This window comes from Opitutus sp. sgz309028, assembly GCF_059821195.1.
Genome location: NZ_JCAMRR010000001.1, coordinates 1351195 through 1371111 on the forward strand (window position 1 = coordinate 1351195; position 19917 = coordinate 1371111).

Consider the following 19917-nt stretch of genomic DNA (forward strand, 5'->3'; position numbering starts at 1 on the left):
TTTTTCCGAATTCAGCCGCGCGCCTCAGCGCCCGCCGGCAATCAGAGCGATCCCTTCCCGCCACAACACCCGCGCGAACGCCCAGTCGAACCAGAATCCCTGGATCGGACTGCCGCGATCGTTCGGGCCACTCAACTTCGCCTCGATCGGCTCGCGCGCCGCCGCCAGCCGCTGCGCCGCCTCCGCGCTGCGACCGAGTTGGAAACACGACATCGCCGCCACGAGCTGTGCCGTCGCCGTGCGCGGCGCATTCACCTCGCGATACGCGAGACAGTGCTCGCTCCACCGCAGCGCCTCCACGTAGTTGCCGCGTCGATACTCGAGCAGCGCAATCGCGAGTGACCGCCAGGCTGCGGTAAACGTGTCGCCGCCGGCGTCGGCCGCCGCGAGCGCCTCGACCGTCGCGCCGGCGAGCGGCGCGAGCGCTTCGAGCACGCGCGGATTCGCGGGCAGCAGCAGGCTGATCTTCACGATCCGGTCGGCGAATGGACACGGCGCCGCCGAAAACCGCGCGATCGCCTCCTGGCGGAAACGCTCGTAGCCGGCGGCGTCGCCGAGTTCGAGCAGCGCGGGGCCGCAGCGAAGATAATCCATCGTCGCCACGTCGGAGCCCTCCAGCTGGTTGACCGCCACGAGCGACACGAAGCGATCCGCGGCGAGTTTCCAGCGATTCTGCACCGCGTGCCATTCGCCGACCGAACGGAACACCGCCGCGCCTTCCATCGTCGGCTGCGTGAGCTCCATCCGGCTCAACAGGCCGTCCGCCTCCTCGAAACGCTCGCGGCTCACGAGCAGCGCCGCCTGCGTGATCCGCTCGCGCGCCTCCGCCTCGTGCCGCAGCCGCGCCTGCTGCTGTTCCGCCGCCACCGCGCGCTGCCGGGCGTCGCGTTCCTTGAGAAACAGATACGTCGATACGCTCGTGCCGGCCACGAGCGCGGCGGCGACGGCCGCGCCCGCGATGAACACGCCGCGATTGCGCCGCACGAGTTTCGCGAGCCGGTAGGACCAGCTCGGCGGACGCGCCACGACCGGCTCGAGATCGAGATGCCGCTGCAGATCGGTCGCGAGCGCGTTGGCCGTTTCGTAGCGTCGCGCGCGATCCTTCTCGAGCGCCTTCATTACCACCCAGTCGAGATCGCCGCGGACGAGCGGCAGCAGTTTCGCCGGCTCCACGTTCCGACCTTCCGCCACGATTCTTACTTCGGCCGCGGGCAATGCCGCCAGCCGCGCCGACGGCGGCTGCGGCTCGCGCTCGCGGAGGATCTTGCGCATCCCGTCGAGTCCGCTCGCCAGCAGATCCGGCGTTTCGAACGGGGGCCGGCCGGTCAACAACTCGTAGAGCAGAACGCCGAGGCTGTAGATGTCGCTGCGCGTATCGATGTCGACACCGCCCATCTCCGCCTGCTCGGGACTCATGTAGGCGGGCGTGCCGACGAGTTGCGTGTAAGCCGTGAAAAACTGCCGGTCGCGCAGCCGCGCCTCGGTCGCCTTCGAAATTCCGAAATCGATCACCTTCGGCACCGGTTTCCCATCGTGCAGCGCGACCATGATGTTCGACGGTTTGATGTCGCCGTGGATGATGCCTTTCTGGTGCGCGTGCTGGATCGCGTGGCAGATCTGGATGAAAAGATCGAGCCGCTCGCCGACATCGAGACGGTGCTGGTCGCAGTATTTCGTGATCTGCACGCCCCGCACCAGCTCCATGATGAAATACGGCGGCCCGCGATCCGTCGCGCCGGCGTCGAACACCCGTGCGATGTTCGGATGATCCATCATCGCGAGCGCCTGCCGCTCGGCCTCGAAACGCGCGATCACGCTCTTCGTTTCCATGCCGAGCTTGATGATTTTCAACGCCACGCGCCGCCGCACCGGCTCCTCCTGCTCGGCCATGTAAACGACGCCGCAGCCACCCTCCCCGATCTTCTCGATCAGCTTGTAGCGGCCGATCTTCGCGCCGATCGGCTCCTCGCCGACGTCCGCCGCCGGTCCGGTCCAGCGGTTGATCTGCGTCCGCGCCAGCACCTGCAGCGGCGCGACCGTCTCGTGCACGACCGAACCGCCGGCGGCGAAAAACGCCTCCGCGTCGCTCGTGGCCGCCAGCAGGTCCTCGACGCGCTGCTGCAACGCGCGATCGCCGGCGCACGCGCGCTCCAGAAACGAGCGCCGCTCCGCTCCTGCAGCGAGCATCCGCGCCGCGTCGAAAAGTTCCTCTTCTCGCTCCGTTCGCCGCATGACTCCGCCGGCGTTTACTGCGACGCGCGGATCGTCTGGAACAACCACGCTTTCGCGAAGGCCCAATGCCGCTCGATCGTGCGCTCGGTCACGCCGAGGCTGCGCGCCACTTCCTCGTTGGTGAAGCCGCCGAAAAATTTCAGCACCACGATCTTCGCGCGCTCCGGATCCTCCGCCTCGAGCTTTTCCACGGCTTCCTCGATCAGCAGCACCTTTTCCTCGGGACTCGTCGCCGCGAGCTCGACGTCGTCGACATCGACACGTTGCTGGCCGCCGCCGCGTTTCAGCCGCGCCTTGCGGCGGGCGTTTTCGATCAGGATGCGCCGCATCGCTTCCGCCGCGGCGCCGAAGAAATGCGCGCGATTCTGCCAGCGTTGCTCGCCGCCGCCGACCATCCGCAACCAGGCTTCGTGAACGAGCGCGGTCGGTTGCAACGTCTGCCCACCCGATTCCCGCGCCATCTGCATACCGGCGTGCCGGCGCAGATCGTTGTAGACCAGCGGCAGAATCTCCTCGGACGCGCGGGGGTCGTTCAGCCCGAACGCCTGCAGTGCATACGTGATGTCAGCCATGCGGAGGAAACCGGGGTTGGGGGTTCGGATCGGCCGATCAGCTCCAATGAAGGCAAGCTACGGGAAAAGACGGGGTCTGTCCATCCGCGAGGCGGCGATCGAGGGGGCGACGGCTTCGCCCAGCATCAAGGGCGCTCGCCGGCCGTCGCGGCCAGCTGAAAGGCACTTCACCGTAATGCGGTCGGAAGAAACGCGTCGCCCGCACTTGCCCGCCGAACCGCGGACGCCACCGTCAGCTCATGGCGATTCACATCGGTTGCGGCAGTTGGCGGGACAAGGAGTATGTCGGGCTGCTGTTTCCTAAAGGCGTGCCGGAAACCCAGCGGCTCAGCCACTACGCGAAGTGGTTCGACCGCATCGAGCTTAACGCGACGTATCACGCCATTCCATCCGCGGCACAGATGGCCGGGTGGCTGGCGCAGACCGGCCCGGACTTCTTTTTTGACGTCAAATTCCACCAGGACTTCTCGAAGGATCCGCAGGCCGCGGCGCGCCGGCCGCAGCGCTTCCGCGACGCCATCGCTCCACTCGTCGAGGCCGGAAAGCTGCGGGCGTTCCTGCTCACGCTGAGTCCGAGCTTCGGCCCGCAAAAACATCGCCTAGAGGGACTCGACGGCGTCGCGGAGGCGTTCGGCGACGTCGCGCCCGTCGCCGTCGAACTGCGCCACCGCGGCTGGGTCGAGGGCGAGGCTCGCGCGGCGACGTTCGCCTATCTTCGCGCGCGGCGTTTCGCCTGGGTGTGCACCGATCTACCGCGGCTCGATGCGCCGCAAATCCTGCCGCCGCTCGACGAGGTCACGCATCCGACGCTCGCTTATCTCCGGCTGCACGGCCGCAATCCGAAGTATCTCGAGTATTCCCCCGATCCGAAGGCGCGGCACAATTACGTTTATTCCGAAAAGGAGCTGCACGAGATCGCCGCACGTATCCGCCATCTCGCGACAAAAGCCGCCGACGTCCACGTGAGCGTCAACACTCACTACGCCGATTATGCGCCGCGGGCTGCGCTCGCCCTCCGGCGTCTGCTGGGCCAGCCCGTGCCGCCGCCGCTGTCCGCCGCCAGCAACGACGGCTCACAGCTTTCGTTTTTGGATTAAGCCGGTGCGGCGTTCCCGGTGGAGACCGACGCCCCGTCGGGCTGTGGACGTCCGCCGGCGGATGAGGCCGCACCTGGCCGTCGGGACGACGGCCGCTACCGAATGCAAGCGCGCCACCGGCACTCCGTCCACTCTGTGTAATCCGTGGTTCAATCCCGGAATTCCGACCACGGACGGCACGGAACGCACAGATCCGAGGCGTCCGCCGAACTCAAGGCGCGTGGGGACACGCGCCTCCACCTCCTTCATTCGGTTTCTGCAATCGGTGAACCCGACGCCCCGTCGGGCTGTGGATGTCCGCCGGCGGATGAGGCCGCATCTGGCCGTCGGGACGACGGCCGCTACCGAATGCGAGCGCGCCACCGGCACTCCGTGCACTCTGTGCAATCCGTGGTTCAATCCCGGAATTCCGATCACGGAAGGCACGGAACGCACAGATCCGAGGCGTCCGCCGAACTCAAGGCGCGTGGGGACACGCGCCTCCACCTCTTTCATTCGGTTTCTGCAATCGGTGGAGCCCGACGCACCCTTGTCCCTGGTCCAAAGAGGGGGGGCGTCAGGCTCCACCATTTCGCGATTACGCCGCAATTTTGCGGGAAGTGCGGCGCCGCGGCGCGGCCGCCTTGCGAACCGCCGGCGTTTCGATCTGCGCGCGCACGCTCGGACCGTCCACCCACGTCGCGCCGATCAGCGTCGCCCGCGGAAACGGCTGCACCCCGACGTCGTTGTTGTGGATCTGGCTGACGATCATGTCGACCGCCGCCTCGCCGGTGACGAAGTTGTGCTGGTTCATGCCCGCGATTTCCGGTCGCGACGCCCGCCATTCGAGCTGAATCACGCCGATGTCCTCGGGCACCCGCCGGCCGCTCTCCCGGATCCAGCCGAGCACGTGGTTGTAGAGCGTGAACACCACGTCGGGCGAATGGCGTTCGAGCCAGGTTTGAAATCGCTGCGACTCGTGCTGGGCGCCGACGCGCTCGTCGAAGATCGGCATGCGCTGCGCCGGCGGGAGCGTCCGTTGCCCCGTGAGATATCCCGCCGAAAACCGCCGCTCCACCAGGGCGTCGATGACGTCGTCCAAGACGAGGCCCGGACGCCGGTAGCCGAGTGCGAGCGCCTGTTCCAGCGCCATCAACGCAAGGTTGTGATGATCGACGGAGCAGAACGAGAGCGCCGGATCGCGCGTGCGCACGCCCGTCACGACCGTCGGGAGTTGTTCCCACACCGGACGCAGTTCCGGCGGCAGCCGGTTGGTGTCCATCAGGCCGACCAGCACCACGCCCTTGATGCCGCGCGTCTGCAGAATGCGCAGCCAGCGCGCCGCGTTGAGGGCCGGATCGTGCAGCCAGAAACGGTCGAAGCTGTAGCCGAGCTTCGCCGCGCGACTCTCGCAGCCTTCGACGTAGGTCGGAATCGTCGGATGCGAGCGAAACGCGTCTGGATCGCGGTTCGCGTTCACCAGCGCGAGCTTCGCCTGCAGCCGCGTGGTCCGGCTCGCGCGCAGCTGCGCCATCAATTGCGAGACGACCGCGTTCGGCTGATAACCGAGTTGCTCCGCCACGGCGCGGATGCGCGCACGCGTGGACTCGGGGATTTGGGGGTCGCCGCGCAGCGCCAACGAGATGGTGTTCTTCGAAAAGCCTACCTGGCGCGCAATGTCTTTGAGGGTCGGTCGGGGCATCGCGGATGGAATAACGTCCCGCCTTCTCGGCCAGTTTTACTGAACCGTCAAGTAACGGAGCGCACGCGGGCGCTTTCCCGCTCGTGAAAATCCCCCACTTCCGCCGTGCCATCCTCGACGCCGGATGGCACGATTGGCTTTACGGTCACGCCCGCACCCGGGTTGACCCTGTTTCCGTCACCTTACAACCCTCGTCACCAAGAAAGCTCCCCGCCTCATGTTTACCCTCGGCCTTGATTACGGCACCAACTCCGTCCGCGCGCTCATCGTGCGCGTCAAAGACGGCAAGGAATTCGGCACCGGAATCGTCAACTATCCCAGCGGCTCGCAAGGCATCCTCCTCGACCCGCGCGATCATCACCTCGCGCGTCAGCATCCCGGCGATTACCTCGTCGGCCTCGAGAAGGCGGTGAAGGGCTCGCTGGCGCAGGCGAAGAAGCAGCGCGGTTTCTCCGCGGACCGGATCGTCGGCATCGGCGTCGACACGACCGGCTCCTCGCCGATTCCCGTCGACGCCCGCAACGTGCCGCTCGGCCTCTCGAAGAAGTTTGCGAAAAACCTCAACGCCCAGTGCTGGCTCTGGAAGGACCACACCAGCTGGCGTGAAGCGGCCAAAATCACCGAGCTCGCCGCGCAGCACCGCCCGCAGTTCATCGCCAAGTGCGGCAACACCTATTCCTCGGAATGGTTCTGGTCGAAGCTCTGGCACTGCCTCGCCGTCGACCCGAAGGTCTTCGACGCCGCGTATTCCTGGGTCGAGCTCGCCGACTGGGTGCCGTCCGTCCTCGCCGGCATCGAGGACCCGAAGGAAATCCGCCGCGGCGTGTGCATGGCCGGCCACAAGGCGCTCTACGCCGAGGACTGGGGCGGCCTCCCCGACAAGGAGTTCCTCGCGATGCTCGACCCGAAGCTCGCCGACCTGCGCGACCGCTTGTATTCAGAAGCGCACGACGCCACCGTCGCCGCCGGCAACCTCAGCCCCGAATGGGCGAAGAAGCTCGGCCTGCGCGCCGGCATCCCGATCGCGATCGGCGAGATGGACGTCCATTACGGCGCGATCGGCAGCGGCGTGAAGGAAGGCACACTCGTCAAGGTCATCGGCACCTCCACCTGCGACTGCGGCGTCGTCTCCGCGGAAAAATCCGTCCCCGACATCCCCGGGATCTGCGGCATCGTCAAGGGCGCGATCCTGCCCGGTTTCTACGGCATCGAAGCCGGCCAGTCCGCCGTCGGCGACATCTTCAAATGGTGGGTCGAGGTCGTCTGCCAGGGCGACGGCGCCCTGCACGCGGAGCTCACGAAGGAAGCCGCCCGCCTCGCACCCGGCGAATCCGGCCTGCTCGCGCTCGATTGGAACAACGGCAACCGCACGATCCTCGTCGATCCGATGCTCACCGGCCTGCTCCTCGGCACGACGCTGCACACCACTCGGGCCGAGATCTACCGCGCGCTCATCGAGGCCACGGCCTTCGGCGCGCGCGCCATCATCGAGCGCATTCGCGAATACGGCGTGCCGATCGAGCGCGTCGTCTGCGCCGGCGGCATCGCCGAGAAAAATCCGTTCCTCATGCAGACCTACGCCGACGTCACCGGCTGCACGATGCTCGTCGCCGGCTCGTCGCAGGCCTGCGCCCTCGGCTCCGCGATCTCCGCCGCCGTCCTCGCGGGCGCGCACCAGGACTTCCCCAGCGCCCAGGCGGCGATGACCTCGCTGAAAAAGGTCTCCTACAAGCCGAAGGCCAAGGCACAGAAAACCTACGACCGGCTCTACGCCTTGTATCGACAAGTCCACGACGCGTTCGGCGGCCGCAACGCCAGCGCCGACCTCGGCCGCGTGATGAAGGACCTGCTCGCCCTCAAGGACGAAGCCCGTCGCTGATTCCGACCGGCGCGCGAAGACGAGAAAGGCCCCACGAGCCGCCCCTTTCCGTCTTCGTGCGTTCAGCTCTCATCCCTCAACTCTCAACCCTCAACTCGAACGTCCTCGCCCATGCCTCTCGTCAACTTGTCTGAACCCCAAATCTGGTTCGTCTGCGGCTCGCAGCACCTTTATGGCCCGGGCCCGCTCCAGCAGGTCGCCGACAACGCGCAGAAGGTCGCCGCCGGCCTGGCCGCCTCGAAGAAGATCCCGTTGAAGATCGTCTACAAGGCGCTCCTCACGACGCCCGACGAGATTACGAAGCTTTGCCAGGAAGCCGACGCCGACACGAATTGTGCCGGCCTCATCCTGTGGATGCACACGTTCTCCCCGGCGAAGATGTGGATCCGCGGCCTGAGTGCGTTGAAGAAGCCGTTCTGCCACCTGCACACGCAGTTCAACCGCGACCTGCCGTGGGGTGAGATCGACATGGATTTCATGAACCTGAACCAGGCGGCGCACGGCGACCGCGAGGCCGGGTTCCTCCACACGCGCCTGCGGATCAATCGCAAGGTCGTCGTCGGCCACTGGTCCGATCCCGACGTGCACGAGCGGCTCGGCGCCTGGGTGCGCGCCGCCCGCGCCTGGCACGACTGGCAGGGCGCGAAGTTCGCCCGCTTCGGCGACAACATGCGCTACGTCGCCGTCACCGAGGGCGACAAGGTCGCGTCGGAGCTGCGTTTCGGTTTCTCGACGAATGGTTATGGCGTGGGCGATCTCGTCGCCAAAACCGCCGACGTCGGCATCCACGATCGCCACATCGACGATCTCTGCGCCGTTTACGAAAAGGCTTACGCGGTCGCGAAAGAACTCCGCCGCGGCGGCAAGCGCCACGACTCGCTCCGCTACGCGGCGCGACTCGAGCTCGGCCTGCGCGCGTTTCTCGAGGAGGGCGGTTTCAAGGGGTTCACCACCACGTTCGAGGATCTTCATGGCTTGCGCCAGTTGCCCGGTCTCGCCGTGCAGCGCCTGATGGCGGATGGCTATGGTTTCGGCGCCGAGGGCGACTGGAAAACCGCCGCGCTGCTCCGCGCGATGAAGGTCATGGGCGAAGGCCTGCCCGGCGGCACGTCCTTCATGGAGGACTACACGTATCACATGTCGCCGAAGGGCCACCAGGTGCTCGGCGCGCACATGCTCGAGGTCTGCCCGACGATCGCCGCGACGAAACCGACCGTCGAAGTCCACCCGCTCGGCATCGGCGGCAAGGAAGACCCGGTCCGCATCGTCTTCGACGCCGCGACCGGCCCCGCGCTGAATGCGTCGCTCGTCGACCTCGGCAACCGCTTCCGCCTGATCGTCAACGAGGTCAAGGCCGTGAAGACGCCCAAGCTGCCGAAGCTCCCCGTCGCCCGCGCGGTCTGGGAATGCGCGCCCGATTTCAAGACCGCCTGTGCGGCCTGGATCTACGCGGGCGGCGCGCATCACACGGGTTACAGCTACAGCGTGACCTCCGAGATGCTCGAGGATTTCGCCAACATCGCCGGGATCGAGCTCGCGTTGATCAACGCCGACACCCGCCTCGCCGACTTCCGCCAAAACCTCCGCAACAACGAGGTCTATTACCACCTCGCGCAAGGCATCCGCGTATAACGGCCAACGATGAGTCGTAGGGCGGGTCTCCTGACCCCGTCCTACAGAAAAGCGCACAACGTCTGATTCTTTCACGAGCGCCGCCCCCAAGAGGCGGCGCTTTTTGTTTTCGGCCGACCGTCGGCCTCGAAAGAACCGAACCCGCGCCAGAGTTTCTGCAAATTTTCATCCATTGACCCAGCCATGGGCGGATCTTTCTTTTTCGCCGTTCATGGGCCGCCCGTATTCACCCTTCCGCTTCGCCGTTGCGTTTTCCCTCGCCGTTTTGCCGGCCGCATCCACCGCCGCCGAAGCTCCCCCCGCCCAACTCGATCCGCTCGTCGTCACCGCCCAAAAGCGCGGGCAATCGATCGAGGAGGTGCCGATCGCCATCACCGCCTACACGGGTTCGTTTCTCGAAACGCTCGGCGTCACACGCTACGAGGATCTCGCGCCGCTCGTGCCGGGGCTTTTCGTTTCCGCGCAAAGTCCGGATAATCCCAGCATCAATCTCCGCGGCGTCGGCTCCGACACCACCGATCCGCGCCAGGACGCCCGCATCTCGATCTTTCAAAACGGCGTCGCGATCAGCCGCACGCCGGGCAGCGCCACCGAACTCTTCGATCTGGAACGCGTGGAGGTGCTGAAAGGCCCGCAGGGCACGCTCTTCGGCCGCAGCGCCGGCGCCGGCGCGATCTCGCTGATCTCCCGCAAGCCGTCCGCCCTCCGCGAAGCCGCGCTCACTCTCGGCGCCGGCAACTACGATCGCCGCCACGCGGCGGGCTTCGTCAACGCACCGCTCGCCGGCGACTCCGTGCTCGGCCGCGTCGCGTTCACCGCCGAGACCCGCGACGGTTATGTCGAAAACCGCGTCGACGGCTCCGACCTGCAAAGCCGCGAAACCATCGCGGTTCGCCCTTCGCTGCGCTGGCTTCCGAACGACGCCACGACGGTCGATCTTGTGCTCGAATTCCAGCGCGACACGCCGGCGGGCACCGCGTTCAAGAGCAGCGTCATTCCGCCGCCCGGCGGCGACACCAGCCCGTTCACGCCGGCCGCGCTCACCCGTGGCGCCCGTCTCGGCGTGGACCGCACGGTCTGGGGCGCGACCGCGCTGCTCGAGCACCGGATTTCCCATACGTTGACCCTCAACGCCGTCACCGCATGGCGCGCCTACGATGCGTTCGAGCAGCTCGACGTCGACGGCTCCGCGTTCGCGTTGCTGGAAGGTGCCCACGACTCCACGGGTCACCAATTCAGCCAGGAAATCCGGCTCAATTTCGACAACGACCGCCGCATCAGCGGTTTTGTCGGTGCCGCCTACGCGCGCGAACGCGCCCGCGAGGAGAACGGCGTGTCCGTCGACGAACGCTCGGCCTGGCCGTTTCTGTCGGCGAATTTCCGCGACGGCCTGCTCGCCGCCGGCGTACCCGCGCCACTCGCGCACACCGCCGTCCCGGCGATGTCTCCGCTCGCGCCGCAATCGCATCTCCCCACCGGTTTCGCGGCGTTTGCGCTCGTCCCCTCGCTCGCAAATCTGGCCACGCTCGCCGGCGCGCCGCTGAAACCGCTCCACGCCGACCGCTCGATCAACACCGCGGAGCTCGACGCGTTCGACGTGTTCGCCGACGGGACCTGGCGGGTTACCGAACGGCTGGAGTTCACCGCGGGGGCGCGCGTTTCTTTTGAAAAACAGGCCGGAGGCTACGACGCGCCCCGCAGCGCGAGTCCTTCGACGCTCGGCTTTCTGCTCGGCAACGCGCCCAACTTCGCGACGCGGCCGACGCCCGGCCCGCTGACCGACACCGATCGCGCCTCCGGCTGGGCCGCCCGCGCGATCGCGCGCTATGTTTTCACCGAATCGCTCAACGCCTACGCGAGCGTCTCGCGGGGCCGGCGCCCCGCCGCGCTGCTGGTCAACGCCGATGGCCCGCTGCGTGCGGCCGAGGAGACGATCGTCAACGGCGAGATCGGCGCCAAGGGCCGCGCGCTCGCCGGACGGCTCGCGTGGTCCGCGGCGGTGTTTCTCTACCGCTATGGCCATTTCCAAACCCAAGTTCAGGATCCGGCCAATCTCAGCCGCTTCATTATCACCGACGCCGGTCGCGCGACCGGCCGCGGCGCCGAGGTGTCGCTGCGTAACCTGATCACGGATACGTTGAGCGCCTTCGCGACCTACGGCTACACCGACGCCACGTTCGACACGACGGGCAGCAACGGCGCGCCGCAGCTCTACGCCGGCTCCACGTTCCGGCTCACGGCCCGTCACACCGCGTCGTTCGGCGCGACGGTGGAGCATCGTTCCGACCGCTGGGGACGCTTCGCGCTCACGCCGGTCTGGCAGTATAAGTCGCCGCATTTCTTCGATGACGACAACCGCCTCCTCGGCGGAACGCTCCGCCAGTCCGGCTACGCCGTCGTGAACCTTCGCCTGACGTGGACCTCTCTCGACCGCGCCTGGGAGATGACCGTTTACGCCGACAATCTTTTCGACCGGAATTACCTCGTCGACGGCGGCAATATCGGGGCGAGCTTCGGTCTGCCGACGTTGATCCGCGGCGCCCCGCGCCTCCTCGGCGTGAACGTCACCCGCCGGTGGTGAACCTGGGCTCAAGCCGCTCGCCATCCGCCAGTTCTAGCGACGAAACAGCCGTGAAAACGGCGGCCGGAACATCTCCCTGCTTGGCAATCCGGCCCGCCTGCCCTCGTTTACAGCCCACGTGGCCTGGCAGATCACCGCCTTCCTGTTTTCCGCCGTTTTCGAACTGATCATGGCGTTCTTCGTCCGCAGCCGGCTGCGGACGCCCACGGCGGCGCCGTTCTGCCTCGCGCTGCTGCTCAACTCGTCCTGGGCCCTCGGTTACGCAATCGAGCTCAGCCTGCCCTCGCTGGAGGACAAGCTCCTCGTGTTTCAGATCCGCTGCTCCCTCCTTTGTTTTTACGCGCCGGCATGGCTCGAGATGGTCCATCGGATGACGCGCGGCCGCTCGCTGCTTCGCGGCTGGATGATCCCGGCGGTCATGCTCGTGCCGGTGGTCTCGCTGGCGTTGCTGTGGTTGCCCGGTCCCGGCCAGAATCCGCTGCTGCGGCACTCCTTCTGGCTCGATGCCAGCAGCGGCCTCGCGGTGCTGCGCAACGGCCTCGGGCCCTGGGGTCAGATCTATTACCTCTTCAACTACGGCGCCTGGACGATCATCTTTCTGCTGCTTTATCCGCGGAAAAACCAAAGCGCATGGGAGCGGCGCGGACGGCAGATTTTTCTCGCCGCCGCTTTCATCGGCTGGACGGCCGACCTGCTGCACCTGCTCCAGGTCACCCAGCCCGCCGGCCTCAACTACGCACCGGCGCTGTTTCCCGTCACCAGCACGCTCATCGCCTTCGCGCTCCTGCGGCACCGGATGCTGAATCTCGCGCCCGTCGCCCGCGCGGCGCTCATCGAGCGGCTGGAGGACCGCATTCTCGTATTCGACAGCGACGATCGCATCGTCGATCACAACCAGGCGGCGGTCCGCGTCGCTCCCGACCGTCCGCGACTCGTCGGCCGGCGCGCTCGCGAGATTTTCGGCGACTCACCCGAGCTCATGGGACTCTTTTCCTCCGCGGGCCATCAGCGCACCGAAGTCCGCCTGGGAGACGCCGATTTCGAGGCCTCGCTGTTTCCGGTGGACGGCGATGGCGACGCCCGTCCGCACGCACGCGTGCTGGTGCTGAGCGACATCACCCGGCGCAAGGAAACCGAAACCCAGCTGCGCCTCGCCAAGGAAACCGCGGAAGCCGCCGGCCAGGCGCAGTCGCGCTTCCTCGCCACCATGAGCCACGAGATTCGCACGCCCATGAACGGCGTCGTGGGCTTCCTCCAGCTGCTCCAGGCCACGTCCCTCGATCCGAAACAGCGCGAATACCTGGACCTGGTCGACGACAGCGCCCGCTCGCTCCTCGTCATCATCAACGACGTCCTGGACTACTCGAAGATCGCCGCCAACCAGCTCGAAATTGAGCAGATCCCCTGCGACTTGCGCACGATCGTCAGCCATACGCAGCGCCTGCTGCAGCCCCTCGCCGTCGAGAAAAAACTCGCGTTCACCACGCGGATCCTGCCGGGAACGCCGCACCGGATCGTCGGGGATCCCGTGCGTATTCAGCAAATCCTTACCAACCTTCTCGGCAACGCCATCAAGTTCACCCGCGAAGGCGGCGTCGCGCTGGAAATCCGCGCCGCCGGGCCGGACCTGATCGAGCTCGCGGTGACCGACACCGGGATCGGCATCGCGCCGGAGCAGCAGGAGCGGATCTTCACGCCGTTCAGCCAGGCGGACGCCTCGATGACGCGACGCTTCGGCGGCACCGGGCTCGGCCTTTCGATCACGCGGCGGCTTTGCGAACTCATGGGCGGTGCCCTGACCCTGCGCAGCGAGCCCGACCGCGGCTCCGTCTTCACCGCCACGTTTCGCGCCGCCCCGGCCGACCCCGCCCCGGCCGCCCTTCCTGCGGCCGCCCGGCCCGAAGCCGCCGCCGATTCCCGCCGGTTCAAGGTTCTGGTCTTCGAGGATAATCTCGTGAACCAAAAGGTCATCGGCGCGTTTCTCGCCAAACTCGGGCACGAAACCCACTTCGCAGCCGACGGCGAAAAAGGCCTCGCGGCGATGGGCCGCGAGCGCTTCGACGTCCTGCTGATGGACCTCGAAATGCCCGTCATGGACGGTTACGAGGCGGTGCGCCGGATTCGCGCCCAGGAATCCGCCGGTTCGCCGCGCGCCTACATCGTCGCGCTCACTGCCCACGCACTCAAAGGCGAGCGCGAGCGCTGTCTCGCGCTCGGCATGGACGATTTTCTCACCAAGCCGGTCCAGCTCACCGCGCTCGAGAAGACCCTCGCCCGCGCCCCGATCGCGGGCCTGAACGGTCAAGCGCAGCCGGACTTCTGATCGTGCGCTTCCGGCGGTTTTGTGGTTTCGCTTTTACCATGCTCGAAGACCTCAAGCGCGAAGCCTACGAAGCCAATGTCGCCCTCCCGCGCGAGGGCCTGATCAATCTCACGTTCGGCAACGCCAGCGCCATCGATCGCGCGAAGGGCATTTTCGCCATCAAGCCCAGCGGCGTCGACTACACCGCGCTCCAGCCCGCCGACATGGTGCTCGTCGATCTCGACGGCAAAATCGTCGAAGGCGCACTGCGGCCGTCCTCCGACACGCCCACGCACCGGCGGCTGTTTCTCGCGTTTCCTGAGATCGGCGGCGTCGTGCACACGCATTCGTCGCACGCGACCGCGTTCGCCCAGGCCGGCCGCGAGATTCCGATCTTCGGCACCACGCACGCCGACTATTTTTACGGCAACATCCCCGTCACCCGCAAAATGACGCCGACCGAGATCGGCGGCGGCGCCTACGAGTGGGAAACGGGCAACGTCATCGTCGAGCTCTTCACGCAGCGCACGCTCGATCCGCACGATTTCCCCGCCGTCCTCGTGAATCGCCACGCGCCGTTCACCTGGGGCAAGACCGTCGCCAAAGCGGTCGAGGTCGCCGTCGCCGTCGAATGCATCGCCGACATGGCGTTGATGAGCCTGCAGCTGAATCCGTCGCTCGCGACGATCGAGCCCGAACTCCTCAACAAGCACTTCAAGCGCAAGCACGGCCCCGGCGCCTACTACGGCCAGAAGTAAAGCGACGGGGGGACGAGAGAGCCCCCGGAACACACGGAAAACACGGGAAAATTCCGCCGTGCCAAACGGCTCAGCTCGCGCCGGAAGATGACCCCGTCGGGTCGATCTTTCTTCCGTGTCTTCCGTGGGCCTCCTCGGTTCGGTTTAGCCGATCTTCCGTTCTTTCGCGATTCGCGGGCGCGTCAGACGTCGAGGATCGCGATGCCGTGCGCGGCGAGCTTCACCTTTTTCTTCGTGCGGCCATCGCCGAGCGTCACCGTCGTCGCTTCGTCCGTGCCCGCGTTGTTGATCACGACGAGCTTCCCGACCTTCGCGAAATACGTCGCCTCGGTCTTCACGTTCGTCGTGTTCCATGCCGCCCAGTTTTCCTCCTGTGCGGCGGCCCAATACAGCGCGCGGTGCAGCAGGCGCGTGTTCTCGTAGTTGAACTTGAACCCGCTGAAATACACGCTGCGGCCCTTGCCAAACGGGTGCGTCGCGATGGTCGGCGACTTCTCGCCGGCGCGCTCCGCCAGCACCTGCGTGCTCGCGTCGAACACGTAAAGGCCGTCGACGTCCTTCGCGAAATCCGGCGCGGCCGTCAGGTCCTGCGTGATGAAATGCTCCGCGAGGCCCGGCACGCCTTTCTTCCCCGCAGGCGCCGTGTATTTGAATTTTCCATTCGCAATGCGCTCGCCGCGGTCGCGATCGAGGCCGAGCATGCGCGCGAGCCGGAAATACCGGCCAGGCTGCGCCAGCGCGCTGGGTTCACCGATGCCGAGGACCGCGCCGCCTTTTCGCACCCATTCGGTCAGCGTCGCCTCGACGCGCGGATCGCTCCAGTAATGACCGCCACTCCACGCCGAGCCGGCGCGGCCCGCGTTGAGGATGACCTTCACGCCCTTCGGCACGCCGTTCGCGACGAGATCGTCGAAGCTGATGAACTGCACGTCGAGCGCGAGACCCGCGAGCGATTCGAGCACGTCGTAAAGCTCCACGCCGGGCGTGAAATGCCCCGAGCAGGTCCACGCGCGCAGATCGCCCCACGCCGTCAGCACCGCGACCTTGAACGGCGCCACCCACGGCTGGCCGCTCGCATGAAACGACTTCAACAGCCGGAATTCCTGCGCGAGTCCCTCGATGTAATCCTGAAAATCCGGGAACGGCTCGACGAGCGAGAGATAGCCGCCCAGGCCGATGCGGTCGATCGGCGCGCGCACGATGCCGCGGCGGGCATCGATCCAGAAATTCTTCGCGTCGAGCGTCGGGTTGCCGCCCTGCTTGAACGTCGGCTCGCCCTTCAGGCCCGTCGGAAACAGATACGGGTGCAGCCGCAGCTCGTGCGTTTTCACGCCTTTCGCATGCGCGCAGAGCCGGACTTCGAACGCGTTGAACACGCACTTGATCAGCCCGTCGAAACCGAACTCGTGGAAGCGCGCGCTGCTCGGCTCCACGCCGATCCAGTGATCGTCGTAGAACACATACGCCTTCTTGTCGTGGCGGTGCACGAGGTCGATGCACTGGCGGCCGAACGCGATCACGAAATCGTGGATGAAATCCATGTAGTCGCGGTAGCGGCGCGACGGCGCGTTGTGGGTCGAGTTGTAGAGGCCGCCGTTGACGAAATCCTCCGACGTGAGCCGGTAGCCGTATTTCTTCTCGAAGAGCTTCAGCGCGCGCGGGCTGACCGTCATCTCGTAGTCTCCCCAATCTGAATACACATCGCGCAGCGTCGCGCGGTCCGCGCCCCAGAACCACGAGAAGTTGTAGAACATCGACGTGAACCTCACGACCTTCGTGTCCGGATGCTCGCGCAGCCAGCGCTCGAGAAACGCCAGCAGCACCTTCTGCGTCGCCGGCTGCATCGGATCCACCGCCGCCAGGTGCTCGCGATCGCCCCAGTCGTTGGTGAGGTGGTTGTACATCGAGATCTCCTCCCAGATGCGAAACGCGAGGAAGTTCACCGTGTAGCTGTGGCCCGGCACCGTGCCCGCGATCGTGACTGTGCCTTTCTTCTCGTTGTACGACCACTTCGCCTTCGCGACTTCCTCGCCCGTCGTGCGGTCGAACACCTGCCACCACTGCTTCGGGCTGTCCTTGAAGTTCACCTCGAACTGCTCGGTGAAATAGCCCGCGAGCAGCGTGATCGTCGTCGTGCTTTTTTCTGCGACGACCGGGAAGCTCATCAGGAAATTCTGCTGAAGCTTGTCGCGGTTTTCGCGCGCCCACGGTTGCACCGAGCGCACGAGGCAGAGCGTGGAATAGATGTCGTAGCCCGCCTGGACGATCTCGGGCGAGAGCTGCGTGCCGTCGGAATCGCGGATCGTGTCCGCGCCCCATTTTTTCGCGAGGCGCAGCGTGAGCTGCTCGAAGCCGGCTTCGCCGGGCAGCGTGAAATCGCCCTGTTTCAAATTGGTCTGGCTCATGAGGGAAGTAAGGTGAGGCAAGCCCGCCGCCCGGGCGATCCGCGCGGGAAGTCGCGCGTCTCATCGGATAGTGGCGGGAACCGCCGATCGCAACCGCGCCCCGCCCCGGACGGAAGCCCGCCTGCTTCGGATTGTCCGGCAAACTCCGGCATCCGTCTGCAACGTGTGCCTTAAGTTTCGGTTGTCGGCCGCAGATTTATTTTTGCATCTTGAGGGCGATGCGACTCCGCCCCTTGCCCCTCGTCCTCGGTCTGGCGCTGCTCCCGGCGCTCACCTCCCACGCCGGCTCGCCCGCGCCCACGCCCACCGCCATCGGCCGCGTCCTGCCGATCGCAGACAACGCCTACGCCGGCAGTTCGGTCAACGTCGTCGCCAACATCCGCAGCGCGCTCTTCACCGACAGCCGCACGCAATACGCCGCGTTCTACGCGACCGACGGCGAGATGATCCTCGCCCGCCGCACGATCGGCACCGACACCTGGGAAACCCGTCGGACCGGCCACCGCGGCCAGGTCGCCGACGCCCACAACGCCATCAGCCTCGCCGTCGACGGTGCCGGCTTCCTGCACGTGGCGTGGGATCACCACAATGGCGCGCTCAACTACGCGCGCTCCGTCGCTCCCGGCTCGCTGGAACTCGGCGCGAAATCCCCCATGACCGGCCAGCGCGAAGCGAGCGTCACGTATCCGCAATTCCACCGCCTGCCCAATGGCGACCTGCTTTTCCTCTATCGCGACGGCTCCTCCGGCCGCGGGTCGCTCATCCTCAACCGTTACTCGGTCGAGACCCAACAATGGTCCGCCGTGCAGCCCAACCTCATCGACGGCGAGGGCCGGCGCAGCCCCTACTGGTCGATGGCCGTCGATGCTCGCGGCCAGCTCCACCTCGCGTGGACCTGGCGCGATTCGCCCGATGTCGCGACCAATCACGACCTCGCCTACGCCCGCTCCGCCGACGGCGGCGTCACCTGGACGCGCGTCGACGGCACCCCACTGGCGTTGCCCATCACCGCGGCGACCGCCGATTACGCGCTGCGCATCCCGACCGGGAGCAACCTGATGAATCCGCCGGTCGTCGCCGCCAACCGCTCCGGCCGGCCCTATATTTGTTCCTACTGGTCGGCGCAACCCGACGCCGCGCCGCAGTTCAACATCGTCCACCACGACGGCAAAGCGTGGAACGTCATCGCCGGCCCGGCCCGCACCGATGCGTTTACCCTCGCCGGCACCGGCACGAAACGTCCGCCGATCTCCCGCGCCGCCCTCCTTGTCGATCCGACCTGGCAGGCGGCGGCGCTGCACCTCGTTTACCGTGACGACGCCCGCGGCGGCCGCGTGGTCGTCGCGACGCTGCGCAGCGGACAGACCGATTGGAACGTGCGCGACCTGACCTCCACCTCCGTGGGCGCCTGGGAGCCCTCCGAGGATCCGCCAGCCTGGGAACGTTTCACCCAAGCGCACTTCCTCACCCAATTCGTCGAACAGCGCGACGGCGACGACCGTCATGCGTCCACCGCCGAAGCCGCGATCGCCAGCCTCATCTGGTCGCCCGCCATCGATCGGATGCGCGGTGGCGCCGGCCACGCCGAGGCCACGCCCCCGGTCGACCTCGAGCGCGCGCTCGACGCGGCCGCGATCCTCCGGCTCGGCCAGAGCGCCGTCGATTGGCAATGGGCGAACTTTCCCGCGCCCGATAAACGCGATCCGCGCGACTGGGTCATCGCTCCGTTCTACATCGGCGCGCTCGCCCTCGATCGCGTTTCCCCGGACCGGCACAATCGCGAGCGCGTGAAAGCCCAGGCGGAGAAAATGGGCTGGCAGCCGCACGATCGGAAATATTTCGCGGACGACCACTGCGTGATCCAACCCTACCTCGAGCTCTATCGCGAGGATCGCGACCCGCGCATGCTCGCGCCGTCGCAGGCCCGTTTCGACAGCATTCTCGCCGAGCCCACCAAAGCGGTCTTCGACTGGGGCACGCCCGATTGTCTCGACCACTGGTCGTGGTGCGACGCGCTGTTCATGGGGCCGATGTCGTGGCTGCTGATGTATGAAGTCACCGGCGACGCCCGCTATCTCGAGTTCGCCAACCGCAACTGGTGGATCACGACCGACCGCCTGTATTCAGAAAAGGACCACCTCTACGCCCGCGACGAATCCTACCTCGATCTCCGCGAGCCCAACGGGAAATCCATCTACTGGTCGCGCGGCGATGGCTGGGTTTACGCCGGCCTCGCCCGCGTGCTCGATCATTTCCCGAAGGATCACGCCGATTACCCGCGCTACCAGCAGCTTTATCGCGAGATGACCGCCGCCATCCTCGCCGCGCAACAACCCGACGGCCTCTGGCGGCCCGGTTTGCTCGACCCCGCTGCCCACGACGTGCGCGAAACCAGCGGCAGCTCCTTCTACGCCTACGGTCTCGCCTGGGGCCTCAACCGCGGCCTGCTCGATCGCGCCCAGGTCGAACCTGCCGTCCGCCGCGCGTGGAACGCCCTCGCCAGCTGCGTGACGCCCGAGGGCAAGCTCGAGCATGTGCAGCCGATCGGCGCCGCGCCGCAAGGCTTCAGCCCGCGACACACGGAGCCGTTCGGTGTCGGCGCCTTCGTGCTCGCCGCCAGCGAGGTTTACCAGCTCGCCGGCGGTCGCGCCAAATAAGCGCCGCGCGCGCCCGCCGTCCCCGACGGGTGACGGTCAAGTGGGCCGCCGTTTGTCGGACCGACGACGGCAGCCCACACTTCCTTCCTCCCTGCGCCGAAACCGCGCTTTCGGTTTCCGC

At 66.7% G+C, this 19917-nt stretch carries 11 protein-coding genes; 7 read left to right on the forward strand and 4 right to left on the reverse strand.

The features are described 5' to 3' along the window. Positions 1-24: 24 nt before the first annotated feature. Both AC6RV7_RS05195 and AC6RV7_RS05200 read right to left on the reverse strand, forming a co-directional pair. On the reverse strand, positions 25-2187 hold the full coding sequence (locus tag AC6RV7_RS05195) for a serine/threonine protein kinase (RefSeq protein ID WP_500092842.1): 2163 nt from the start codon (positions 2185-2187) through the stop codon (positions 25-27). Between the two features lie 59 nt (positions 2188-2246). Next, positions 2247-2804, reverse strand: a complete 558-nt coding sequence (locus AC6RV7_RS05200) for a sigma-70 family RNA polymerase sigma factor (RefSeq protein ID WP_500092843.1) — start codon at positions 2802-2804, stop codon at positions 2247-2249. 239 nt (positions 2805-3043) lie between these two features. On the opposite strand from AC6RV7_RS05200, the gene AC6RV7_RS05205 reads away from it, so the two are divergent. After that, positions 3044-3901: a DUF72 domain-containing protein gene (locus AC6RV7_RS05205; protein WP_500092844.1), complete on the forward strand. Its 858-nt coding sequence runs from the start codon at positions 3044-3046 to the stop codon at positions 3899-3901. 577 nt (positions 3902-4478) lie between these two features. Here the strand turns inward: AC6RV7_RS05205 and AC6RV7_RS05210 are convergent. Beyond that, positions 4479-5582 (reverse strand): LacI family DNA-binding transcriptional regulator, encoded by a 1104-nt coding sequence (locus tag AC6RV7_RS05210; RefSeq protein WP_500092845.1) that lies wholly within the window; start codon positions 5580-5582, stop codon positions 4479-4481. A 217-nt stretch (positions 5583-5799) separates the two neighbouring features. Between AC6RV7_RS05210 and AC6RV7_RS05215 the strand changes: the two genes are divergently transcribed. The 5 genes from AC6RV7_RS05215 (at position 5800) to araD (ending at position 14734) form a co-directional block, all read left to right on the forward strand. Continuing rightward, positions 5800-7461 (forward strand): ribulokinase, encoded by a 1662-nt coding sequence (locus AC6RV7_RS05215; RefSeq protein ID WP_500092846.1) that lies wholly within the window; start codon positions 5800-5802, stop codon positions 7459-7461. Positions 7462-7572: 111 nt separating this feature from the next. Beyond that, the gene (araA, locus tag AC6RV7_RS05220; RefSeq protein ID WP_500092847.1) at positions 7573-9093 is read left to right on the forward strand and encodes an L-arabinose isomerase; all 1521 of its coding nucleotides are present in this window, start codon (positions 7573-7575) and stop codon (positions 9091-9093) included. Positions 9094-9265: 172 nt separating this feature from the next. Beyond that, positions 9266-11674, forward strand: coding sequence for a TonB-dependent receptor (locus AC6RV7_RS05225; RefSeq protein WP_500092848.1), 2409 nt, complete (start codon positions 9266-9268; stop codon positions 11672-11674). Between the two features lie 118 nt (positions 11675-11792). Then, the gene (locus tag AC6RV7_RS05230) at positions 11793-13997 is read left to right on the forward strand and encodes a hybrid sensor histidine kinase/response regulator (RefSeq protein WP_500092849.1); all 2205 of its coding nucleotides are present in this window, start codon (positions 11793-11795) and stop codon (positions 13995-13997) included. A 38-nt stretch (positions 13998-14035) separates the two neighbouring features. After that, positions 14036-14734 (forward strand): L-ribulose-5-phosphate 4-epimerase AraD, encoded by a 699-nt coding sequence (gene araD / locus AC6RV7_RS05235; RefSeq protein WP_500092850.1) that lies wholly within the window; start codon positions 14036-14038, stop codon positions 14732-14734. Between the two features lie 182 nt (positions 14735-14916). Here araD and gnpA read toward each other — a convergent pair whose 3' ends face one another. Next, positions 14917-17139 carry a 1,3-beta-galactosyl-N-acetylhexosamine phosphorylase gene (gnpA, locus tag AC6RV7_RS05240; protein ID WP_500092851.1) on the reverse strand — a complete coding sequence of 741 codons (2223 nt, stop codon included), beginning with the start codon at positions 17137-17139 and terminating at the stop codon, positions 14917-14919. A gap of 218 nt (positions 17140-17357) precedes the next feature. Here gnpA and AC6RV7_RS05245 point away from each other — a divergent pair, with 218 nt between their 5' ends. After that, positions 17358-19796 (forward strand): BNR-4 repeat-containing protein, encoded by a 2439-nt coding sequence (locus AC6RV7_RS05245; protein ID WP_500092852.1) that lies wholly within the window; start codon positions 17358-17360, stop codon positions 19794-19796. Positions 19797-19917 lie beyond the last annotated feature (121 nt).

Coding starts and splice junctions, on each gene's coding strand:
- AC6RV7_RS05205 (WP_500092844.1), top strand. CDS start 3,044: ATGGCGATTCACATCGGTTGCGGCAGTTGGCGGGACAAGGAGTATGTC.
- AC6RV7_RS05200 (WP_500092843.1), bottom strand. CDS start 2,804: ATGGCTGACATCACGTATGCACTGCAGGCGTTCGGGCTGAACGACCCC.
- AC6RV7_RS05215 (WP_500092846.1), top strand. CDS start 5,800: ATGTTTACCCTCGGCCTTGATTACGGCACCAACTCCGTCCGCGCGCTC.
- AC6RV7_RS05245 (WP_500092852.1), top strand. CDS start 17,358: ATGCGACTCCGCCCCTTGCCCCTCGTCCTCGGTCTGGCGCTGCTCCCG.
- araA (WP_500092847.1), top strand. CDS start 7,573: ATGCCTCTCGTCAACTTGTCTGAACCCCAAATCTGGTTCGTCTGCGGC.
- AC6RV7_RS05195 (WP_500092842.1), bottom strand. CDS start 2,187: ATGCTCGCTGCAGGAGCGGAGCGGCGCTCGTTTCTGGAGCGCGCGTGC.
- gnpA (WP_500092851.1), bottom strand. CDS start 17,139: ATGAGCCAGACCAATTTGAAACAGGGCGATTTCACGCTGCCCGGCGAA.
- AC6RV7_RS05210 (WP_500092845.1), bottom strand. CDS start 5,582: ATGCCCCGACCGACCCTCAAAGACATTGCGCGCCAGGTAGGCTTTTCG.
- araD (WP_500092850.1), top strand. CDS start 14,036: ATGCTCGAAGACCTCAAGCGCGAAGCCTACGAAGCCAATGTCGCCCTC.